This is a genomic window from Legionella nagasakiensis (assembly GCF_900639915.1).
Lineage (GTDB): Bacteria > Pseudomonadota > Gammaproteobacteria > Legionellales > Legionellaceae > Legionella_A > Legionella_A nagasakiensis.
Window position 1 is genome coordinate 228,811 of the sequence record NZ_CAAAID010000003.1, and the last position, 22,197, is coordinate 251,007.

Below are 22,197 nucleotides of genomic sequence, written 5' to 3' on the forward strand. Positions count from 1 at the left end.
ACTGGTGGTATGGTGATTCATAAGCTCATGAATTAAATACCATAACCTGGATAAGCATGCAAGTCTGCTGCTTTTCTTTGTAAGGAAAGCAGCAGACTTGATGTCAATCATCGTTGATGATTTGAATTACTTTTTGGCAGCCTGAGTGGCTTGCTGCTGAACTTGCTTGATCTGATTTTCTAACGTTGTTTGCATGGTTTGCATTTGTTTTTGCGTATCGGTATTTACCTTCTGTATTTGATCTTGCAGCTGTTGTTGCAATTGCTTTAATTGGGTTTGAATTTGTGTATTGAGTTGTTTGATTTGATTTTGTTGATCCGCTTGAATTTTTTGCAACTGCGCCTGGATTTGGCTATTTAATAATTGTATTTGCTTGGTGACATTGTCATCTGCATAAGCAAAATTACCAAGACTGAACAACATCAATAAGCCAGTTCCACCCATTATTATTTTTTTCATTTTTAACTCCCTTTTAAAAATAATTTCACATCTATTTAAGCTTTAACTAATTAATGTTAAATTGCAAGAAGGCTAATTTCAGCCATGTAGCCTGGTTACGTGCAGCAATAACCGGGTTTGATTGCCCCTGGATATCGCTGCGCGCTATCCAGGCTACCCTTTATCCAATACAAAATTATCCTGATTGAATGACACAACATGAATAAACCGAAGTCTTTTTACAATTTGGAAACCATAGGCGGCATCTTGCTGTTTGTTGCTGCGTTATTGGCAATAATTATTGCCAATACCCCTTTGCGAATTGCTTATGATAATTTTTTTCATATGGCCGTTCAGCTAAGTATTGGTGACTTTGAAATTAAAAAACCGCTTCATATCTGGATAAATGATGGCTTAATGGCCGTTTATTTCATGCTGGTTGGTCTTGAAATCAAACGCGAAATCAAACGAGGGATCTTAAGTGATAAGACCAGTATTCTTGTGCCAGCGCTGACAGCCTTATGCGGCTTGCTTGTTCCGGCCGCAATTTATTCTCTGATTAACTCTGGCAATGCTTTTTACTTAAGAGGATGGGCAATCCCCACTGCCACAGACATCGCGTTTACTTTAGGAATCCTTTCGTTACTGAATAACAAGGTTCCCTTTTCATTAAAGATTCTGTTAACCGCCATAGCCATTTTTGATGACATTGGTGCCATCGTCATCATTGCTATCTTTTTTACTCATAAGTTATCATGGCTTTCCCTGGCATTGGCCGGTTTTTTCACCAGTATTCTTATTGCACTTAATTATTTTGACTGCAAACGAATCTCACTTTATCTGGTGGTTGGCGTACTTCTTTGGGCCGCAGTATTAAAATCCGGGGTGCATGCCACACTGGCCGGCATCGTCCTTGCTATGACTATCCCTGACAAACCTTCTCATTCTATTCTGACGCAATTGGAAAATGGCATCCATCCCTGGGTTGTCTTCCTGATCTTGCCGCTTTTTGCCTTTGCTAACGCTGGCGTCAGCTTTATTGGCATCGACAGTAGCATGCTGACGAACACCATCGTCTTAGGAATTGCTGCTGGTTTGTTTTTCGGCAAACAAATCGGTATTTTTCTACCTTTATGGTTTTTTGTAAAACAAGACCGATACATAAAATCCTACAAAACCTACCAGATCACCTTGACGCAGGTGTATGGTATTTCTCTCATCTGCGGCGTCGGTTTTACCATGAGTTTATTTATTGGTTCTTTGGCGTTTCAAAATGGTTCTGGACTGATGAACCTGGTTAAAATTGGGGTAGTTAGCGGATCATTAATTTCAGCCATTGCAGGCAGCCTTATTTTTGTGTTTTCACAACGTTCTTCTCCCGCAACTTAACCAGGCCCTAACCATGCAGTACCGTAGCGGTAAAGCTACTGCGCAAATAAAAACCACGCGGCAAGGTCAATGTTTTTTCTCCAGATTCATCATAACCGTAGCATAACGATTTGCTATTAGCCGCCTTGGGTCGAACTTGTAAATACCTTCCCATACTTGCATCCATTTCGGCAAGTCTTCCCGAGCTAATCATCCAGGAAAGTTCAGACCAATCTTCTGCCAATACGGCTTCCTGCGCTTTACTCGGCGACCAGAGAATAGCACGGCCTATCCGTCGATGTGCATAGGGAATACACTTGTCTGCTTCAATAGGCAACCATAAGATACGCTTTATTTTGGCAAAACACTGCGAGGTAGCCCAGGTTTCCTGATGAATGGTCAGTAAGGAAATCGTCGTCACGAACGTCGATTCCGCCGGTTTGCCCAAATGATTGATTGGCAAAGATTTCAACTCAATGCCCAAATCAAAAAAATCAGGTTGTGGATGCGTGCCGGCGGTCGCCCCTAATGCTAACTCAATCGCTTGACCTGCCCATCCTTTACGCTGTAAGGGATGATTCGGTATGCAGAGATTCAATGCGATTGCCAGTTGAGCGAGTGTTAATCCCTCTATCTCCTGGCAACGCGCCAATAATTCCGTTTCATTCTTTAATGGATTTTTGCGCAGCATGATTGCATTCAACCTCTGTGAGCTCAATGCTCAACGGCGGTATCGGTGGCTTGACTCCTGCCGCTTTAAATTGCGCAGTAATGGCAAACAACACCTTGGAACGTATTTCAAAACGCGTATGCAATTGCACATTAATAAAATAACGCACTTCAAATTCAATCAGCGCATCATCAATTTGCTTGAGAAACACTTGCGGAGGTGGTTCATCGAGAATTTCAGGAATGATGGCTAAAACATCCAGAATTAATTGTTGAATCATGATTGGCTCATCACTGCGACTGACTTTTATCGGGATAACGGTGCGCACGACACTATCCTGGTGCGTCCAGTTGGTAAATGGTTTATTGAAGGTCTCCGCATTGGGAATGAGCACCTCCATATTATCCCAAGAAGAAACACGCATGGATCGTATACCAATATGCGCCACACGCCCTTCGTATTCACCCAGGGTAATTAAATCCCCTTCACGTACCGGCCGTTCAATCAAAAGCATGATGCCACCGATGATATTACTGGCAAAATCACGCAAACCAAATCCCATGCCCACTGCTAAACCGCCCAATACCATGGACATGCCACTAAAGTCAAGCCCAAGAACACGTAATGTAATAAAGCCACCAATTAAAACAACCGCATATTGGGTGAACACTGAAAGACTGTTACGAATACCAGCATCACGGGCATTGCGGTATAACCAACGATAACAAAATTCCCGTGTCCATTTTGCCATCCAAATAAAAATAAATAATAAGACTAAAAATTCTACGGTACTGAGGAAGGTGATATACACACCCGAAATATTCACGAATGGATAACGGGCAAATTCCTGCAAATTGACCATCACCCATGAATCCGAGTACCAGCCAAATAATTGAAACAAGAGAACAATACTCAATACTAACAATAAGGCCCTGAGAATTTTATCAAGCGGCTTTAGCAGAACTTCTATCCATAACCAACCATTACGCAAAGCCGAAATCATCCATTCAGAAAGTAATTCAAGGGCATCAAACAATAATCCACGTATCAATACATAACCAGTAATCACCAACAACAGGTAAACCTGATATCGACTCATGGTCCAGGCAAGATTGATATACCCTACCAAGCCAATCAACGCGGTCGTAAATAACGTCAGAGGAACAAGGCTCACTAACAAGGCAATGGCATTACGAACGTAGCGTTTTCTTGTTTTTAGAAAAGGACGAAGCAAGTAAGGAATAATATCTTTGCTCTTCCAAAGGACAACGGACAAAGCGAGCAAAAATAACATAAATAGGCGATTGAAAATGTCCTGTAATAAGGAAGATAGAGGCAATTGATGACTAAAGACCATCAGTGCCGTTGACCAGCCGCCAGCAAGCAATAACCATTTTAATCGATAATATAATCGAACATCTTTTCCCGATGCATCACTTATGCGCTCCAACAGCATTAAGCGGGCAATCAAAATCAAATTACGATAAGCCAACCAAACCAACAGTAAATTTACTAATAGCCGATAATTAACTAAAGGAACATGATGCAAAAAAAAGGTCACGATCACCATCGTCATCAACGTTAAATGTGGCATGTTTCGCTGCAAGAGAACGAGTACCCCATCATAGAGATGGGCAGACAACCTGGAGCGTTCTTTATCTTGAATGACGGCTCGTAACAAACGATTTAAACCAATCGCTGCAAATAAAATCAGAATGAGGGAAGCCCAGTATATAGCAACCGGCAACGCATCCTGCCAAATATAGTTATCTTTGACCTTCATGACCAAACGCTTCAGATAATTGTAAAATTTGCCTGGTATTTGAATAAATTGCTTAACAATAGAAGGCCAACTATCCAGATGATATTCTACAAGGCTTTGACGAGCGGATAACTGTTTTTTTAACAGTTGCTGCCTTTTCTCCAAAATCACTTGTAACGTTTCCTGCTGTTCGGACACGGCCTGAAGTCGTGTTTGAATCGCGCTTTGCAATCGCAAGTAGTATTGCCTTAATGGTTTATCAATGAGCAAGGATTGTTCACTGTCCAGCAAATCAACCATGTTTTTTAAGGATTGCTTCATCTCATTCAATTGTTCAAGGGCTGCCTTGTAGGTTTCAATAACCAACTGAATGGATTTGACGTCCTGATGTTTCAACCATTGGTTCTCTGCCTTAATTAATCTCTTACGTAATTCAAGTCCGGAAACTTCATTTTGAATCAGATTAATGGTTTGATTATTCAGTAATAATCTAGCCTCATCATTGAATGATGCATTGAAATTGACATCCGTTTTCTTTTCCTGCTGCAAGTAAATGCCTTTTTGATATAGCGCCTCCAGTTTTTCCTCTAAACTGCGAATTTTTTTATTCAACGCGTTTAATTGCTGCTTTTTGTCAAAATCCGCCTTCCATAAATCCAGTTGATGACGTTCTGTCTGCAAGTCCTTTTCATAGCGATGCGCAAGTTCCAGGTTATCAGTAATCAATTCAATGATTTTTTTGTTGACGTCGTTTAACGTGTTCAACTTACTTATTTGCTCTTGCACAATCATCTCTCCTGATTTGCCAGGTGGTGATTGCTGGAGTTTTTTTAAGCGTTGCATCAATTGTTCTTGTTGCTTGCGCTGATTGGCTAGAAACAATTCAAGATTGGCTATTTTCCCATGGTTCAACGTTAATAAAGCGGCATTTTGTCGTTTACGTTCTAGGTAGTTCTCATAATCATGAGGCGGGGAAGATTGTTGTAACTCATTATTGGCAATGGTTAAACCGGTTTTTTCCTGAACTAAAAATTCAATCAGTCGATTGTTATTTTCATACGATTTTGCATGAGCCGTTAAAGCAGCCGCGAGTGGCGAGAAAGAAAAACAAAAAATAATAAAACATACCACTTGCAGCCAACACGGGCGCTTAGGCACCGTGTTGCTATCTTTCCATCTACTTTGTCTGTACAGTTGGAGCAAGGCGTATTCCCAATTCATTAAGTTGCGCAGGACCTGTTGCTGAAGGAGCATTGGTTAAAAGACAAGAAGCGGATTGCGTCTTAGGGAAAGCAATTACATCTCGAATAGAACTTGAGGCAGTCAATAACATGGCCAACCGATCTACACCGAGCGCAATCCCTCCATGAGGAGGACACCCATACTGCAACGCGTCCAGTAAAAAGCCAAACTTGTCTTTCGCTTCTTCTTCCTGAATGCCCAGTAATTCAAACACCGTCTGCTGAAGCTGTGGTTGATGAATACGAATGGAACCACCACCTATTTCAAATCCATTAATCACAATATCATAAGCATTTGCCAATGTCCCTAAGGGATTAGCTTTTAAGGCATCTGGAGACAAATGTCTTGGCGAAGTAAAAGGATGGTGCATGGCCTGCAATTTGTGTGTGTCGGTATCCAATTCAAACATCGGCCAATCAACGACCCATACAAGTTTCCATCCCGGTTCAATTAAATGACAATCTTGCCCTAATCGCGTCCGCAAAGCACCCATGGATTCATTAACGATTTTTTCCTTATCCGCACCAAAAAATACCACATCGCCTGTCTCGGCATGCACTCGATCCAGAATGGCTTGAATGTGTTGTTCAGATAAAAACTTAAGAATCGGAGATTGCAAACCTTCTATTCCCTGGCTTCGATCATTCACTTTGATATAAGCCAGCCCTTTGGCCCCGTAAATTCCAACAAACTGACCATAATTATCCAATTCCTTGCGGGTTAATCGGCAACCGTTAGGTAACTTTAAAGCAACCACCCTTCCTTCTGGATCAGTTGCTGCTGAAGAAAAAACATTAAAATCACAATCCAACGTTAAATCAGCAATATCCACTAATTCCAGTGGATTGCGCAGATCAGGTTTATCGCTGCCGTAACGGCGCATGGCATCGGCATAGGTGATTCGTGGTAATGCCTCTGGCAATTCAACTTGCAACAACTCAAAAAACACGGTTTTTAACAGGCCTTCGATCAGTTGCACGATGGCTTCTGCGTCAATGAACGCCATTTCAAGATCAAGTTGCGTAAATTCCGGCTGGCGATCGGCACGTAAATCCTCATCACGGAAACAGCGAACGATTTGATAATATTTATCAAACCCCGACATCATTAATAATTGCTTAAATAATTGAGGCGATTGCGGCAACGCATAAAATTGCCCTGGATGAACGCGGGAAGGAACCAAATAATCGCGAGCCCCTTCTGGCGTTGCTTTGGTCAGCATCGGCGTTTCAATATCAAGAAAATCCCGGTCATTAAGATAGCCACGAATGACGCGAATCAATTTATGACGTATGGTCAAATTATGTTGCATGTCGGCACGCCGCAAATCCAGATAGCGATAACGGTAACGTAAATCTTCACTGACGGATTGATGCTCGTCTGGTAAAAACGGTGGCGTTTGTGCTTGATTTAAAATATCCAGTTCTGTACCAATAATTTCAATATGTCCGGTTGCCATTTTTTCATTAATCATGCCACTGGGTCGTGGACGCACTTTCCCTGTGATGCACACAACGTATTCATGTCGCAATTTTTCCGCAATAGCAAACGTTTCTGTTTTTTCCGGCTCGTAGACCACCTGCACCAGGCCGGAGCGATCACGAACATCAAGAAAAATAACGCCTCCATGGTCACGACGGTTATGCACCCAGCCACACACCGTAACCGTTGTATCTATCATCGCTTCATTCACATCAGAGCAATAGTGGGTTCTCATAAGGCCGCCTATTTAGATAATTGTTCTTTTACTTCAAATGCAGCCGGGGAAAGCGGTTGCATCACTCCCAGAGAAATAATAAATTTTAACGCTTCATCAATGGTCATTGCCAATTCAATCACGTCTGATTTTGGGACCATCATCAGGAAGCCCGACGTCGGATTTGGTGTGGTTGGAATAAAAATAGAAATCATCTCTGAACCTGAATGACGATTTAGTTCGGTACTCGTCACCCCAGTTTGAAACGCAAGACTCCACATACCCTTACGCGGATATTCTACTAAAAGTACTTTACGAAAGGCTTGGCTGTTTGTTGCAAAAATGGCTTGGATAACTTGCTTGGTAGCATTATAGATAGAACGAACCAAAGGAATTCGCTCCAGAATGGATTCACTCCAGGAAACCAAGCGCTGTCCTAGAAAATTGGTCGCTATAATACCGGTTGCCAGTAACAACAGCAAGGAAAGCAACACGCCTAGTCCAGGCAAATGAATGCCAATCAGCTGTTCTGGCTGATATGCACTGGGCAAAAGCGCCATGGTTTGATCCAGCAAATCCACAAGGAAACGAAGAATGACAAACGTCACCAATATAGGCAACCAAACCACCAAACCGGCCAGAAGATAACTACGAATCGCTTTGCCTTTCAATCCGATTCACCTTTACTCTTAGTCGTAGCCGCAACATCCGTCGCTTTATCTGCTTTTCCAGCAGATTGTTCTGATGAATTTTTCCCGGTCGACTTTTCTGGCTTCCCTTTATTTTTAAAATCGGTTACATACCATCCTGTGCCTTTAAGCTGAAATCCTGCTGCAGAGACCAGACGAACCGCTGTATTTTTTAAGCAATGCGGACATTGCTTAGCCGGTTCATCATGAATTTTTTGCATCAAATCAAACTGATGGTGACAGCCCGTACATTCATATTCGTAAATCGGCATATAAAAATCCCTCCCCGCCTCTCTTTACCCTGAATAAAGAAAGGGGTTAAAATAACGATATTTTACCAAAATGGTCAAACAAAAACCAATGAAATAGCCCTAAATTATAACGAACATCCTAGAAGGACACAATCTTCACCCTGGAAATGACCTCGATAGGGAACCGTTGCTAATAACGGTGCCTGCAAACGGTGCGATAAGGTTTCAATATTTTCCCGCAATGCCAACATATCCTGATCGAGGCAATTGGCTATCCAACCGGCACAAACGATGTTATGCATTTTAAATACAGATTCAGTAAGTAACGCATGATTTAAACACCCTAAACGCATGCCAACCACCAAAATGACCGGAATTTGACTGAGCATAAGGAAGTCAATCCAGGTTTCTTCATGATTTAAAGGAACCATCAAACCACCCGCTCCTTCAATGAACAAGTATTCTGTATCACTCGCTCCCGCCTTATAACAAAACTCAGTGATTTCCTGTGCAGATAACTCACGTTGCTCATCCATGGCCGCCAAATGAGGCGAAATGGGCAGTTGCAGGCGCCAAGGACATATTTCCTGTTCTGCTGTTTGATTGTATTGCCTTAATAAAAGCAAATCATCATTAAATCGTTCTCCTTTATCTTCTAAACAACCACTTGCCACGGGTTTAATCGCCAATGCTTTTTTATTATGTTGCTGAAAATAACGGAGCAGCTGACAAGTAATGTACGTTTTACCACAGTCTGTATCCGTTCCCGTTATAAAATAACGTTTCATTGCAAAAACTCCTTTAACGCCACAAGAAACTTTTCTTTTTCTGATAAAAAAGGCACATGCGCTGATTTGGAAAATAAATGATAGTGAAATGAAGGATATTTATCTTTCATAACCATCAACGTCGTAGGCAATGTGATGGCATCCAATCGGCCAAACAAATAACCGACCGGGATCTGGACTTGCTGCAATGCTTCTCTTAGATCCCAATCAACCAAAACATCAAGACCAGCCCGTAATCCAGATAATACAGACGTTGTGAGTGCAGGCGTTGTTGCTAAAGAAACAACATCATGCACAGTCTGTTCTTGCAGCTGTAATGCAATAAACTGAGCAAGGGTTTTTTGTGGCTCTCGCTCCATCGTTCGGTAAAACGCCATAAATACGTTCCTCTCCACGCCAGGCCAATTATCTTCTTTAACAAATCGAGGCGATGAAGCAATATTCAATAGATGGGTCACCTGTTGTGATTCCTCAATAGCCAGCCTCGTTGCGAACAAACCACCCATAGACCAGCCAGCAAGTGCAAAAGATGCTGGAAGTTTCTTTAACAGCAAATGTTTAAAATCATCCCAATCCATAAGCGGCGTTCGTCCAAACCCTGGTAAATCAACCCGATAGACTCGATAATGGGAGGTCAGTTCCGGTAATAGGGAAGACCAAACCGTATGATCAAATCCCCAGCCATGAAATAAAACCAGCGGCGCACCGCTGCCTTCAGTCACGAGATGAATATTCATAGTTGATGAAGACATTTCATTAAGTAGTCGATGTGTTCTGCCTGATGATTACAATTGAGAATAATGCGCAAACCTGTTTCTTGTCTGCTGACCGTAGGCGGACGCATGGGTATGCACACAATCCCCTGTTCACGTAATTTCATGGCGTAACGTTGCGCTCGATGAGGACACCCTAATTGCAATTGTTGAATGGCCGTCAATGAATCTCGCCATTTCAAGGATGAGTGGCGTAGGGCGTTTCGAAAATAGCTAATTGTCTCTTGAAGCTTTATTCGACGCTCTTCAGCGCTGCGGATTATATCTAAAGACTTCAACAAACCATAGGCAATAGCCGGACTTATCGCCGTTGAATAAATATAGGGCCGTGCACATTGCAAAAGAGCCTCTATCCACGCTTCCTTACCCGCTACAATAGCTCCTGCCGAAGCATAAGCTTTGCCAAATGGAATCACTCTTAATGGCACCTCATCCTGAGTTAGCTCTGTCTGCCTCACAGCCCCCATTCCTTGCCTACCCATTACACCAAAAGCGTGAGCTTCATCTACAATCAAGGCACTTGCACTGCTTCGACTCAATTTTACCATCTCAGCAAGCGGCGCTATTTGACCACTCATGCTAAAAACACTTTCAGTCATAATAACAGCGTTTTCCGAAATGCGTTTTATTTTGGTGGATAAATCAACCATATCATTATGCCGATAGCGCAGATAGTTCACATTGGATAATTTTAAGCCGTCATAAATAGAAGCATGCGCCGCCTTATCGATCAGCGTAGGGAAACATAAACACCCGAGCAGTGCCGCTACACTTAAATTAGCCGCGTAACCGGATGAAAACAAAAGGCATTGATCCACCTTCAGTACCTCAGCAAACGTTTGTTCTAATGTTCGATGGATTGGATGATAGCCGCAGACCACCATAGAGCCACCACTGCCGGTAGAATAGCGCTGAAACCCTTCCTCATAAGCTTGTTTAATAGAGGTGTGGTTAGAGAGCGATAAATAATCATTGCTGCTGAAATTAATTTCATTTTGATTGATTAATTGTCTCTTACGGTATAAACCGCATTCCTGCCGTTGAGATAAGAAATTCTGAAGTTTAATAGTCAACATAGATTTTAAAATTTACTGATGATTCAAGTCTGGTTATTCCTTTTTTATAAAGGAGAAGCTTAATGATTTTTTAATCCATATTCTAATGATTCTCTCTTTTTGTGAAAGAGGGTAAGAGGATTTTTTACAAACTCCTGTTGACTCCCTTTAAAAAAGGAGGAGTTAGTATGATTTATTCAATAAAATCTTTTTAGATGTCATTGATTATTTTCCTTTTGGAGGAAGCGCGCCGTCCTCCTTTTGGAAAATGTTTACATGCCGTCTGTCCTGCTTAACACACCAGAATAAGTCACTGGAGCAGCATGCGATTTACAGCTCTGGATGAATAATACCGTTCCTTCATCCGCACACTCGATAGGACTTTTACGACTGTTGTCCGGGATATCCACAGAAGCACCTGCTTCTACCAAAATTTGAATCAACAGTCTATTGCCATTGGCTATTACATGATGTAAAGGGGTTTTACCCTCTTTATCTTGAACATCCAAAAGAACTCCAGCTGCTACTAAAGCCCGTACACAATCAGCACTCTGTGCAATAACCGCCCAATGAAGCGCCGTTCGCAGATGGGTTGCATCCGACAAATTTAAGCCGTCCGTTGCAGCCATGGCCTTGATTAATACTTTAAGCTCAAATAACCGTCCCCATGCAGCAGCACGCCTTAGAGCTTGATCATACACAGGAGTTCCAATCTCTCCTGGTTTGCGCAACGAAACACAAACTGAGGCCAACTGCTCATGCTCATGTGTACTTCTTGCGCCACCAATAAAACTTAATAATCTTGGTGCTAATTTTCCACGTGCCTGAGCTACAATCCTCTCATTCGTGTCTACTAATTTATCGCTGACAGAAGAGATCGCTAACAAATCGTGCGTCCGTTCCATCTCCGAGAAGCTTAATGGTTTTTTGGCAAAAAGCAACTGGGACAGCTCCATGATTAATTGCGGCATAACACCTATTAAAGCATCGTCACTGGCAACAATGGATTTAACCGCCAGTAAATAAGAAGCAACAAAGTTGGTATTATTGGATAAATCCTGATAATACGTTAACTTTCTGTCTTGCATTGCCTCTAATGTGCCCATAACGCCGGTCGATAATACTAAAGGAGTTGCGGCATTAGCAACCATATGGCGCATCAACCCATTATCCAGGGATTGATGATAAACAATAGGTGGTAACGCGCGTTTTGGCGTACTTAAGGTTGTATCCGTGCTATAAGCATAGGCTATTTGCCGGCTTTTATCAGCAAAATTACCGACCAACACATAACTACTAACCGGGTCCGTTAACCGCATATATTGCGCTATTAATTGACAATCTCTTACATCATCTATTGCAGCAAGATACATAAAACCATAACTCATCGTAGGCATTAAAGCCATTTGCGACGAGGTCAACGCAGGTAAATCACTGGTTTTTGCAATCGCTGGCAAGCCTAAACGGCCATCCCCTATGCCGCTGCTGCCCACAAACACATCCGCTGCATTAAAATTACCGTACACCCCAGGCTGATCCATATTAACTTGAAAGCGATACATGGTTTGAGTAAATAAATCAGACATAGTACCTTGATTGGCAGCACCCACAAATAAAGTCTTACTTTCCGGAGAAAGCACGCGCTTGACAATATCCGCTGGTGCGTATTTACAACGATTGGCCTCAATAAATGCAACCACAGTATTTTCAACCGCATCAAATAACTCTAACGCACATAAGCCAACCTCTTCACCCTCGATCGTCACCCGCTTATCACCTGGCTCTCCATAAAGACTTTCAAATCGAGGGATACCATCCAAGGTGCTGGTTAAAACCACATCAAGTGTTTCATTGCTGGATTTAATCTCACGGACGAGATCTCTTGCGATACTCCCCGCCAGTGAAAAATCGCCTTTGGCTGTTGGATTGACACAGTTTGCGTACACTAAAATGACTTTTGGCATATTAAAACAAAATTGATAGGTAACATGTCAATAAGTCTAAAATAAAAACATTAACAAATTATTAATAATCATTCATTTTTAAATAAAAAATACATCTTGAACAAATGATTACCTTTTAAAAAGCAAGATAAGATTCAATGCCATCAAGCATCCAAAAAATCAACTTGCATTTTATGGAAGATTTTTTACAATCAAATCACCGCGTCAACCTAAGGATTGTGGTTTGAAAAAACAGGCAGCATTACTCGATAAAATCAGCGGTTCTTTTTTTCTGGCCGGTTTTATTATCTCTAAACTAAAAAACATTCCGATTCTTCTACTTGCTTCCATCCTGAATCTAATATCGCTGATTGCTTATCTCATTGGCTATACTGCCTGGTTTTTGGCCACCTTGTTTTACCCGCATCATCCTAGAAAACGCGAAGCATGGTATGGTTTTTCAGAATTTAAAGATCAATATCAGGCGGCTGCTGTGATCGGTACGGTTGCAACCATACTTTGCTTTCTATGCCCTTTATATCCTTCTCTCATATTGCCTGCTGTTTGGTTGTTTACTGTCAGTAATTTGGTATGGACCATCGGTGAATATCATAAATACAAAAAACCTCCTGTTAACGATGAACATTATTCAAGTTTGCGTCAGGAAACCTATCTACGTTATGTCTTATTAACAACCGTCGTCAGTGCCATTACCGCACTGGCCGCTACTGTTGGATTTTTATTTCCACCCGCGTCGATGGCTATATTGCTTGCAAGCATCATTGGAAATGGCTTAACAGTCGTTGCTCTTTATTACTGGAAAAAAAGTACCTTCGATGAGTTTAAACCCGACGATGCCATTCACCACAGCTACACAAGTTTAGCAGAAGGCTTATCAATGGATCCCACAAGACCACATCCTCGTCGTGATGCTTGTAGCAAAGAAGCAGAACCGATTTGTCATCAAGATGGACTTTTTGTACGGAAGGTTGCAAGAATCCTATCTGATTATCCAAGCGAACCAACTTCCAATGAGACTATGAGAGCTTGTTTGTAAAGCATATTCTGGGTATAGTTCTCGCCCATGTTTTCAGGAATAAGTCATGAGCCAATCAATCCAACAAATGATTAATCGTGCAAGCCAGGCACTTAACTATTCTTATGCCCCCTATTCAGGCTATTCAGTAAGCAGCTGTCTTTGCAGTGAAGAAGATCATGCTTTATTCACTGGAGTCAATGTGGAAAACAGCTCCTATGGATTAACCATATGCGCAGAAACATCGGCAATCGTCCAAATGGTTGCGGCAGGCAAACGACAAATAAAAAGCATGGTTATTTTATCTGCAGATAATGCGCTTTGTTCACCATGCGGCGCTTGCCGCCAAAGAATATATGAATTCTCGACACCGGAAACCCGAATCCATTTATGTAACCAAGAATCGGCTTTAAAAACGCTAACCATTGCTGAACTGTTGCCATTGGCATTCAGTTTACAATCGACTTGTGAGAAAAAGTAAATGTCTAATAAAGAATTAACCAATGCACATGTTGCTGCTGACCACATTATCCAACGATTGCCTTCCTTCAAACCAACCATTGGTATCGTGCTTGGTTCAGGATTAGGTGGTTTTGTTGAACAACTGGATGACCCCATTTACATTAATTATGAAGAATTGCCCGGATTTCCAACATTGACTGTACATGGTCATGGCGGCAAACTGGTATTAGGTTATCTATCGGGTGTTGGTGTTGTTTGCTTACAAGGCCGCAGTCATACTTATGAAGGCACCAGCTTTGAAGTCGTCAAAACCTATGTTCGTACCTTAAAATTACTAGGATGTGATTATTTCCTGGCAACCAACGCTTCTGGATCCTTACGGGAGGATGTCGGACCAGGCGAGTTGATGTTGATTACAGATCACATTAACATGCAACCAGGCAATCCACTGGTTGGACCGAATGATGATGAGTTTGGATCGCGCTTCTTCCCCTTGGATAATGCCTACGATCAAGAGATTCGCGAAAAATTATTAATTCATGCTCATAAGGAAAATATATCCTTGCATCAAGGCGTCTATCTTTCCGTTTTAGGACCTAACTATGAAACGGCCGCTGAAATCAGAGCGTTTCGTATTCTTGGTGCTGACGCAGTTGGCATGTCCACGGTACCGGAGGTTCTGGTTGCCAACCATTGTGGTATGAAAGTAGGGGTCATTGCGACGATAACCAATTATGCTACTGGCTTATCTAATACCAGTCATAGCCATGAAGCGGTGGTTCTTATGGCATCGCAAGCGACTGAGAAATTAAACCGACTGGTCAAACGATTCATAGCGGAACTGGCGTGACGTTAACAGAACAACTGACACAAACCTTACAAACGCTTAGGAAATCGTCGAGCAATACACCAAACTGGCGGGAAGTGATTCCATTGCTCGATTTAACACTCTTGAATAACAATGCCACAGCAACGGAGATCCGCACCCTAGCTAAAAAGGCCGAAACACATCAAACCGCTGCTGTCTGTGTTTTGCCACAACATCTTGCCTGGCTGCCGTCTTTTATGACAGTAAAACGTGCAACTGTGGCCAATTTCCCTTCAGGAAATCAACCGCAAGAGCACGTCATGGCAACCATAGAGGAAATCATTAAGAAACAACAAGCGGATGAAATTGATTATGTTTTTTCCTATTCTTCCTACCTTCGCGGTCAGCGTGAATCTGCTTTTTTTTTCTGTGAAAGAAATTATCAGCTATGCAAGCGGCATGGCGTTCTATTTAAAGTTATTCTGGAAACTGGCGCATTTCCATCGATGGAAACGATTTATGAGGCAAGCATCAAGATCATCCAACGAGGTTGTGATTTTTTAAAAACATCCACAGGAAAAATCCCAATCGGCGCCACCGTCCCAGCAGCCTTTGCCATGTTGCAAGCGATCAAAGACACAAAAGCAAACTGCGGGATTAAATTATCCGGTGGGATTAAAACTCTGGAACAAGCCCTTGAATACATCCATTTAGCACAACATGCACTAAATCAAAACGTTGATAGTCATTGGTTTCGTTTGGGAGCCAGCACTTTATTAGATCAATTACTGGAAAAAAATCAATAAATTTATAAGAAAAAATAACCTGGTTACCGCTTACGCGTTAACCAGGCTACAAAGTTGCGTGATTATGATGGTAGCCTGGATAGTGCGAAGCGATATCCGGGAAAAGGCTCTCCTTTAGTTAAAAAATTGTCCAAACAATGCTGCCTGGTCGTGAATACCAGTAACTGCCGTTTGCTGGAATGTATTTTGCGTGAATATTATTGGAAGTAATAACATCGCCGGAAATATTACCGGCCTCTAAAAAACAATAGTTTTGTTGGGACGTGAGGGTTACTGTTTTATTACCACATTGAAGATCAAGCCGAATTTTTGGCCCAGAAAAATACCCCTGCTGCATCTGAACGCTTGGTGTTATTTCACCATTCCCCACATATTGCGGCACACTGCCACTAACAATATTCCCGCTATGAACGGTGGCAGCCAAAAGTGCGCATGGATATCCTGTATAATTTTCCAAAGAAATATTGAAATAACCGCAACCGCTGCCTCCAGCAGCAAAAAGCAGCTTGGAGAAGCACCCCATCACCAAAATCACGATTGCTTTTTTCATTTATTTTCCTTAAATTAAACACAGTTTTTTGATTATATACTCATCATTTACGAAAACCCAGCATTGAGCATTTTTGTTTCATGCTAACAGGAAGCGTCTGCATGCAACGATTGAATTGCAATTATCCCATCTTATCTGCGCCAATGGCCTTTATTGCAACCGCACATTTGGCAAAAGCCGTATCCTCTGCCGGCGGATTTGGTATGATAGGAGCAGGCTATTGCGAAGCTAAATGGCTGCAAGAACAGTTTGAAGAAGCCCAAAATGCAAATATCGGCATTGGATTTATTACCTGGTATTTACAAAAACACCCGGAACAACTTGAATCCATCCTGCCGTATCGTCCTAAAGCCATCATGTTTTCGTTTGGTGATTTCTCGCCTTTTGTTGATAAAGTAAAGCAAGCTGGTATATTAATTATTGCTCAAGTGCAAACCGTGGCCGATGCAAAGGACGCGGAGAAAAAAGGAGCCGACTTTATTGTTGCCCAGGGAACGGAAGCTGGCGGACATGGTGCATCCCGAGGCACCTTTTCCTTAATACCCGCTGTGGTTGATAATGTTTGTATACCAGTCATCGCCGCCGGAGGAATAGCAGACAGACGAGGTTTTCTTGCCGCCAGTGCTTTAGGAGCCCAGGGTGTACTTATGGGAACCCGTTTTTATGCATCAAAAGAATCAGGTGGTCATCAAGATGCCAAACAACATATTCTCATGGGAAAAGGCGATCAAACGTTTCGAAGCCATTTAACCGATCATTTACGTGGCGTTGCCTGGCCAAAGCAATTTACTGCAAGAATCATTCAAAATGATTTTTTTGGCCGCTTATTGCATTTAAACAATCCCCAAAAAGACATCACCCCGGCTGATAAAAACGAATTTTTACAAGCACAGCAGCAAAATAATTTTGATATATACCCAGTTTTTGCAGGAGAATGCATTGATTTAATTGATGAAATACTGCCAGTAGATGCCATTATAAAAAATATAATGGGCATAACTGACTGAATTGCTTGCAAATATAATCACTCTGGAACTAAGCTATTTTTTGCGCCAGTAGCAGCCCAAATAACCCTTGCATTGGTTTGCCTGATTCATCCAGTTTATGTAAGTGCCCCACTGTTTCTTTATATTCCAATATCGACCAACCACGGTTCTGATAAAACTCATACAATTCATTGCTGGCTGCCAGATAAGTAAACGAAGCAGGCCAGGCAAACGTCTTGGCCGCAATAGGAAAAATCAATAGATGCAATCCTTGTACACGTGTTGCCAATTGCAATTCCGTCAATAATGATGGAATCCGTTCAGGCTGCAAAAATTGCAAACTGACGGTTGAAATAACAAAATCAAATGCATTGACTGCAACATTTAATGAATGATGAAGATCATGCATTTTGGTTACGACGTTGGTCATCTTCTCCTGCTGCGCGATGTGATCAATTTGCTGCAACGAAGATTCATTAACATCAATGCCAGTGACGTGATGACCAGCCAATCCTAAAAATAACAGATTACGACCAGAGCCACACCCGACATCAAGAATATCAAGTTTATCTTGTTTCTGAACGTAGGTTTGATAAATGTATAGCAAGTCACTATGAACCGCAGCCAGCCGGTGCTTTTTGCTAAAAAAGCGATGTGGTTTGCAATAAAATTCAAGTGAGGCGGTGAATACTTCGCTGATGGGTTGAATTTTATGCCAGGATGCTGGAGGAATCAGCTGAGAAGAATTCATTTGATTCAGGCGTTGTCTGGATAATTCCTGACCTGAACCATCCAGGAAGATAAAATCAATCTCTCCAGACGTTAATTGTAGAAATCCCCACGTTCCTTCTTTGGTGCTGTGTTTTTCCAGAAAAAAAATAAGATTGCCATCATGAGCAATATCCGTTTGATTATAGCAAATAAGATCGTCAGGAAATTTAAACATCCTGTTTTTTCTCCATAAAGTCTTTAAGCGACGATGATAGCAACCCACATCGTCGCACCATACCAGATATTGGTAGAAAAAGCCTTAAAACACGCCTCAATGTCGCGGCTGCTAACCAATTTTTGTTGATGCATTAATATCAGTGCCGCTATCCCCCAAACACCATAGAATAATAAAGAGAAATGATGAACAAACGCCAGTCCCAACCATAATACATGCAAACATGCTTGGAGTAACAGAATGATCAAACAATCATATTGAGCAAAAAGCACGGCCGTGGATTTAACGCCAATTCGTAAATCGTCTTCACGATCAACCATGGCATACATCGTGTCATATGAAACAATCCATAAAAAATTAATAAGCAACAGTATCGCCATTTCAGTATTGGGCATTTTCATAGAGGCGTTGTAAACCATAGGAATTCCTATAGAAAATGCAATACCTAACACCAGTTGAGGAACATAGATAAAACGTTTACAAAAAGGATAAATTATTGTGATAGCTAACGCCAATAATGCGTAATAAAAACAAGTTCGAGGAAGTTGCATCACGATAACAAACGCCGCTAAAAGCGATAAGATAAAAATGACTAACGCTTCCGATAAACTGACTTCGTTATTGGTTAAAGGCCGAAGCTGCGTACGCTTGACATGCCTATCGATATTACGATCGGCTATGTCATTAACCACACAGCCAGCCGCCCGCATCAATATGGTTCCCAGCATAAAATAAATCAGCAAGACCAAGGGGGGGGTTCCTTGATTTGCAAGCCATAATGCCCAGGCAATAGGAAACCACAGTAAAAAAATCCCTACCGGCTTATGAAAACGCATCAATCGTAAGTATGCACTTAATTTCAATTGGCATACCTCATTAATCCAGGCAATAGAATTTCAACCAGATAAAAAGAAAATTGCTTATGAATCATAAATACTGAGAAACGCGCCCAGAGAATCGTTGCATGGCCATGCATAACATCGGTTAACCAGTGGTATTCTATAACTTGCGGATTAATTGCATAGCTCATTAAAGAGATTCGCTCAATGATTTCATTATCAAATATCAATTGACCTAAAGATTCTTTTTTTAACCTTGCAAAAAAAGTGACATCGCTTTCATAAGTCTGCTTAGGGATAATGGTGCGTCCATACCAACAAGGCTCATGTTCTGCACACATTAGAATTTCTCGATGCATGACAGGATCATTTTTCAAGGTCAATACATGCTCATCCCACCAATCAGGAGAATCCCATTGCTGCCTAAGCAGCGTCAAGTTTGCTTCACCAGCTTCTTGTTTAAGCTTATCTGTTAATGAACTTTGATAAACAATCCAAGGTAAAAGTTCGTTGGGCGGTCGACATTCTTCCTGAAGAAAATTGTCTAGGTTAATCAACATAGTAATGCATCAAGTATCCAAGACGTTTATATTAACGTCCCTCTATTGATTTTTCCACCACAAATTACTTTCTTAGCAAAATCATATCTTAGGGGCATGCCCTAATTACAGGCCGCGACACCGATACTTATTCGTCCACTATTTGCAATATTTATGACCCGTGCATTATTTCCAGTACAACCGCTCGTTCTCAGTGATAATGATGAGGCTCCATTGGTTAAAAAACCGGAACCATCATAACTAATGACGTCACTGCTTGACGTGATTACCGCATCATTCGGCAAGGATTGGGCAACCTTAACCAGATCACTCGTTGTCTCAATTGCATTATTATTATCCGCATCGATAAATACTATCCATCCCTGTGACCACTGAGTGTTATTACCACATGCAGTAAAAGCGGCATTTGCCGCTGGACATACGGCTACCCGAACACCTCGTTTTACAGCTTCCATTCGTGCAAAATTAAGACTTGCTGATAACTTATTTGCAGCACTCACAATTTTATTATTTTGAATCAATGCGTTATACCCTGGTATTGCCAACGTAGTAAAGATAGCAGCGATGGTTAAGATCGTCAAAAACTCAACCAGAGAAAACCCAGGAAATCGTTTATTAGTCATACCATTAAAAGTCAAATTTTATACTTATCGTAATAATTATAGACCACTACGAATAAGAGCCCCTGTTTTCCCGAACTTTTCCAAAACGATTTACAATTAATTGATATTGTGTTTTTCTATCTTTTACTATGAAATGACCATTTGCTGCAGATTGTCTAATATTGGCTGAAAATAATAAATAATGACTGGATTGAAACCCTTGCCATAGAATTTCCCACTCAGAGGGATAATTCCAATGCCATTCATGAATGATTTTACTGCCTGGTGAATACACATGTTCGGGATTATCAACAAATAACATCATCCCTTGCCGCCAATTGTTTGCACCAGGTAGCGGTGTTAATGCCAATGTTTCTCCTCGTATCAACGCCTGAGTTCTAGCAAACTGTAAATTATTTTTTAATTGATCAACCATAAATACTAATTGATTTTTTTTGTGGCTTTTGTCCATGGAGGGAATGCAGCATAGTAAGACGAATGCCATCAAAGCGAGAGTAGCCAATAATTCTATCAGGGTTAAGCCGACAGATTTGAACATGATGCAGCAAGGATTAATCGCCTAACGTTCAACAAATCAGCATAAGCTTTCTTTTTATCTTTAGGATTTCTTAAAAGATAGGCCGGATGATAACTAACTAATACTTGTTTTCCTTGATAATGGTGAACATGATGACGCATTTTATTCAAGGGAAGAAATTGATTCAGCAAAAATTGTCCGGCAAAACGCCCAACAGCCAGTATCAACTGTGGATTAACTAAAATAATCTGCTGAGTGAGATGGGTCGAACATGCCTCGATTTCTTCTGCCTTTGGATCGCGATTATTGGGCGGCCGGCACTTAATCACATTGGCTATGTAAACATCCTCAGCAGTGAATCCAATGCTGAGCAACATTTTATTTAATAAATTTCCAGCTTTCCCTACAAAAGGCAATCCTTGTTTATCCTCATGAAATCCTGGTGCCTCACCAATAATCATTAATTTAGCCTTAGGATTTCCTCGAGCAAAAACAGTCTGAGTTCTCGTTTTATGAAGTGGACAATGAGTACATGACTGAACCTCTAGTGCCAATGCTTGCAATGAAGGTTGACTTGCATCGTGGCGTAATACCCAGGTTTCAATACCCATCTGTTGTAAGTAATATTGCTGGAGAGATTTTTGCATATCTGATTATTTATCTAATATAGAAAATGATTTTTTATTCTTAAATCAGGCTCTAATCTCTGCAAGTATCTGCTGAATGACCTGTGCTGGTTTCTCTGCTTGCGTAATTGGCCGTCCAATGACCAAATAGTCACTTCCAGTCTTTAAAGCCTCTGCCGGAGTCATAATCCTTGCCTGATCGTCTATTTTTTCAGCGGTTAGACGAATACCAGGGGTAACCGTCAAAAAATCACGGCCACACGCCTGTTTGATGAGAGGTACTTCGTACGCCGCACTCACCACACCATCCAATGCTGCCTCTTGGGCTAAACGAGCCAATTTGCACACATGCTCTTCTAATGTCTCACGAATACCAATAGCCACAAGATCATTCTGACTCATGCTGGTCAAAACAGTCACCGCAATTAACAATGGTCGTTCAGAACCATAAGATTCTAAAGCTTGTTTTGCCGCTTCCATCATGTTTAGTCCCCCGCTGGCATGAACGTTCATCATCCAGACACCAAGTTCAGCAGCAGCTTTGCATGCCCGTGCAACAGTATTAGGAATATCATGAAATTTTAAATCAAGAAATACGTTAAATTGCCGTGCAACCAATGCATGAACGAAAGCATCGCCAAATAACGTAAACATTTCACTGCCAATTTTGACAGCACAATGAGTAGGATCCAGTTCATCAACCAACGTCAACGCAGCAGACCGATCAGCAAAATCAAGTGCAACAATTAATTTTATCGACATG

24 protein-coding genes are annotated in these 22,197 nt (G+C 41.5%); 6 read left to right on the forward strand and 18 right to left on the reverse strand.

Features of this window, described 5'->3' with window-relative positions; translation table 11 throughout:
* Positions 1–126: 126 nt before the first annotated feature.
* The gene (locus E1O52_RS04045; protein WP_133127419.1) at positions 127–459 is read right to left on the reverse strand and encodes a hypothetical protein; all 333 of its coding nucleotides are present in this window, start codon (positions 457–459) and stop codon (positions 127–129) included.
* A gap of 198 nt (positions 460–657) precedes the next feature.
* Here E1O52_RS04045 and nhaA point away from each other — a divergent pair, with 198 nt between their 5' ends.
* The gene (gene nhaA / locus E1O52_RS04050) at positions 658–1,827 is read left to right on the forward strand and encodes a Na+/H+ antiporter NhaA (RefSeq protein ID WP_133127420.1); all 1,170 of its coding nucleotides are present in this window, start codon (positions 658–660) and stop codon (positions 1,825–1,827) included.
* A gap of 7 nt (positions 1,828–1,834) precedes the next feature.
* Here the strand turns inward: nhaA and mutH are convergent, their stop codons facing one another.
* From mutH to ankY, 9 genes are all read right to left on the reverse strand, one after another.
* Complete coding sequence (gene mutH, locus E1O52_RS04055) at positions 1,835–2,497, reverse strand: DNA mismatch repair endonuclease MutH (RefSeq protein ID WP_133127421.1); 663 nt, start codon at positions 2,495–2,497, stop codon at positions 1,835–1,837.
* Positions 2,469–5,459 carry a mechanosensitive ion channel domain-containing protein gene (locus tag E1O52_RS04060; protein WP_133127422.1) on the reverse strand — a complete coding sequence of 997 codons (2,991 nt, stop codon included), beginning with the start codon at positions 5,457–5,459 and terminating at the stop codon, positions 2,469–2,471. The genes mutH and E1O52_RS04060 overlap by 29 nt, the downstream gene beginning before the upstream one ends.
* Positions 5,416–7,197, reverse strand: coding sequence for an aspartate--tRNA ligase (aspS, locus tag E1O52_RS04065; RefSeq protein ID WP_133127423.1), 1,782 nt, complete (start codon positions 7,195–7,197; stop codon positions 5,416–5,418). The genes E1O52_RS04060 and aspS overlap by 44 nt, the downstream gene beginning before the upstream one ends.
* An 8-nt stretch (positions 7,198–7,205) precedes the next feature.
* The gene (locus tag E1O52_RS04070) at positions 7,206–7,847 is read right to left on the reverse strand and encodes a DUF502 domain-containing protein (RefSeq protein ID WP_133127424.1); all 642 of its coding nucleotides are present in this window, start codon (positions 7,845–7,847) and stop codon (positions 7,206–7,208) included.
* Complete coding sequence (locus E1O52_RS04075; RefSeq protein ID WP_133127425.1) at positions 7,844–8,137, reverse strand: FmdB family zinc ribbon protein; 294 nt, start codon at positions 8,135–8,137, stop codon at positions 7,844–7,846. The genes E1O52_RS04070 and E1O52_RS04075 overlap by 4 nt, the downstream gene beginning before the upstream one ends.
* 104 nt (positions 8,138–8,241) lie before the next feature.
* On the reverse strand, positions 8,242–8,904 hold the full coding sequence (gene bioD, locus E1O52_RS04080) for a dethiobiotin synthase (protein ID WP_133127426.1): 663 nt from the start codon (positions 8,902–8,904) through the stop codon (positions 8,242–8,244).
* Complete coding sequence (locus tag E1O52_RS04085; protein ID WP_133127427.1) at positions 8,901–9,641, reverse strand: alpha/beta fold hydrolase; 741 nt, start codon at positions 9,639–9,641, stop codon at positions 8,901–8,903. Before E1O52_RS04085 ends, bioD begins: the two co-directional genes overlap by 4 nt.
* Positions 9,638–10,753, reverse strand: coding sequence for an aminotransferase class I/II-fold pyridoxal phosphate-dependent enzyme (locus E1O52_RS04090; RefSeq protein ID WP_242602151.1), 1,116 nt, complete (start codon positions 10,751–10,753; stop codon positions 9,638–9,640). The genes E1O52_RS04085 and E1O52_RS04090 overlap by 4 nt, the downstream gene beginning before the upstream one ends.
* 251 nt (positions 10,754–11,004) lie before the next feature.
* Positions 11,005–12,696: a Dot/Icm T4SS effector AnkY/LegA9 gene (gene ankY / locus E1O52_RS04095; RefSeq protein ID WP_133127428.1), complete on the reverse strand. Its 1,692-nt coding sequence runs from the start codon at positions 12,694–12,696 to the stop codon at positions 11,005–11,007.
* A gap of 223 nt (positions 12,697–12,919) precedes the next feature.
* Here ankY and E1O52_RS04100 point away from each other — a divergent pair, with 223 nt between their 5' ends.
* Genes E1O52_RS04100 through deoC form a run of 4 tightly spaced genes read left to right on the forward strand, consistent with a single transcriptional unit; the run spans position 12,920 to position 15,787 of the window.
* Positions 12,920–13,732 (forward strand): hypothetical protein, encoded by an 813-nt coding sequence (locus E1O52_RS04100; protein WP_133127429.1) that lies wholly within the window; start codon positions 12,920–12,922, stop codon positions 13,730–13,732.
* Positions 13,733–13,778: 46 nt separating this feature from the next.
* Positions 13,779–14,192 carry a cytidine deaminase gene (gene cdd, locus E1O52_RS04105; RefSeq protein ID WP_133127430.1) on the forward strand — a complete coding sequence of 138 codons (414 nt, stop codon included), beginning with the start codon at positions 13,779–13,781 and terminating at the stop codon, positions 14,190–14,192.
* Complete coding sequence (locus E1O52_RS04110; RefSeq protein WP_133127431.1) at positions 14,193–15,023, forward strand: purine-nucleoside phosphorylase; 831 nt, start codon at positions 14,193–14,195, stop codon at positions 15,021–15,023.
* On the forward strand, positions 15,020–15,787 hold the full coding sequence (deoC, locus tag E1O52_RS04115) for a deoxyribose-phosphate aldolase (protein WP_165474697.1): 768 nt from the start codon (positions 15,020–15,022) through the stop codon (positions 15,785–15,787). Before E1O52_RS04110 ends, deoC begins: the two co-directional genes overlap by 4 nt.
* A 118-nt stretch (positions 15,788–15,905) precedes the next feature.
* Here deoC and E1O52_RS04120 read toward each other — a convergent pair whose 3' ends face one another.
* A complete protein-coding gene (locus E1O52_RS04120) occupies positions 15,906–16,337 on the reverse strand; it encodes a hypothetical protein (RefSeq protein ID WP_133127433.1) in 432 nt (143 codons plus the stop codon).
* Between the two features lie 101 nt (positions 16,338–16,438).
* Here E1O52_RS04120 and E1O52_RS04125 point away from each other — a divergent pair, with 101 nt between their 5' ends.
* Positions 16,439–17,344, forward strand: coding sequence for an NAD(P)H-dependent flavin oxidoreductase (locus E1O52_RS04125; RefSeq protein ID WP_165474698.1), 906 nt, complete (start codon positions 16,439–16,441; stop codon positions 17,342–17,344).
* A gap of 28 nt (positions 17,345–17,372) precedes the next feature.
* On the opposite strand, the gene tehB is transcribed toward E1O52_RS04125, so the two are convergent.
* From tehB to pyrF, 7 genes are all read right to left on the reverse strand, one after another.
* Positions 17,373–18,269, reverse strand: coding sequence for an SAM-dependent methyltransferase TehB (gene tehB, locus E1O52_RS04130; RefSeq protein ID WP_133127435.1), 897 nt, complete (start codon positions 18,267–18,269; stop codon positions 17,373–17,375).
* Between the two features lie 23 nt (positions 18,270–18,292).
* Positions 18,293–19,132: a 4-hydroxybenzoate octaprenyltransferase gene (gene ubiA / locus E1O52_RS04135; RefSeq protein ID WP_133127436.1), complete on the reverse strand. Its 840-nt coding sequence runs from the start codon at positions 19,130–19,132 to the stop codon at positions 18,293–18,295.
* A complete protein-coding gene (locus tag E1O52_RS04140) occupies positions 19,129–19,668 on the reverse strand; it encodes a chorismate--pyruvate lyase family protein (RefSeq protein ID WP_133127437.1) in 540 nt (179 codons plus the stop codon). The genes ubiA and E1O52_RS04140 overlap by 4 nt, the downstream gene beginning before the upstream one ends.
* A 101-nt stretch (positions 19,669–19,769) precedes the next feature.
* Positions 19,770–20,291, reverse strand: a complete 522-nt coding sequence (locus E1O52_RS04145; protein ID WP_133127438.1) for a GspH/FimT family pseudopilin — start codon at positions 20,289–20,291, stop codon at positions 19,770–19,772.
* A 46-nt stretch (positions 20,292–20,337) separates the two neighbouring features.
* Positions 20,338–20,829 (reverse strand): GspH/FimT family pseudopilin, encoded by a 492-nt coding sequence (locus tag E1O52_RS04150; RefSeq protein WP_133127439.1) that lies wholly within the window; start codon positions 20,827–20,829, stop codon positions 20,338–20,340.
* Positions 20,808–21,455 (reverse strand): uracil-DNA glycosylase, encoded by a 648-nt coding sequence (locus E1O52_RS04155; RefSeq protein WP_133127440.1) that lies wholly within the window; start codon positions 21,453–21,455, stop codon positions 20,808–20,810. The genes E1O52_RS04150 and E1O52_RS04155 overlap by 22 nt, the downstream gene beginning before the upstream one ends.
* A 45-nt stretch (positions 21,456–21,500) precedes the next feature.
* Positions 21,501–22,196: an orotidine-5'-phosphate decarboxylase gene (pyrF, locus tag E1O52_RS04160; RefSeq protein ID WP_133127441.1), complete on the reverse strand. Its 696-nt coding sequence runs from the start codon at positions 22,194–22,196 to the stop codon at positions 21,501–21,503.
* Position 22,197 lies beyond the last annotated feature (1 nt).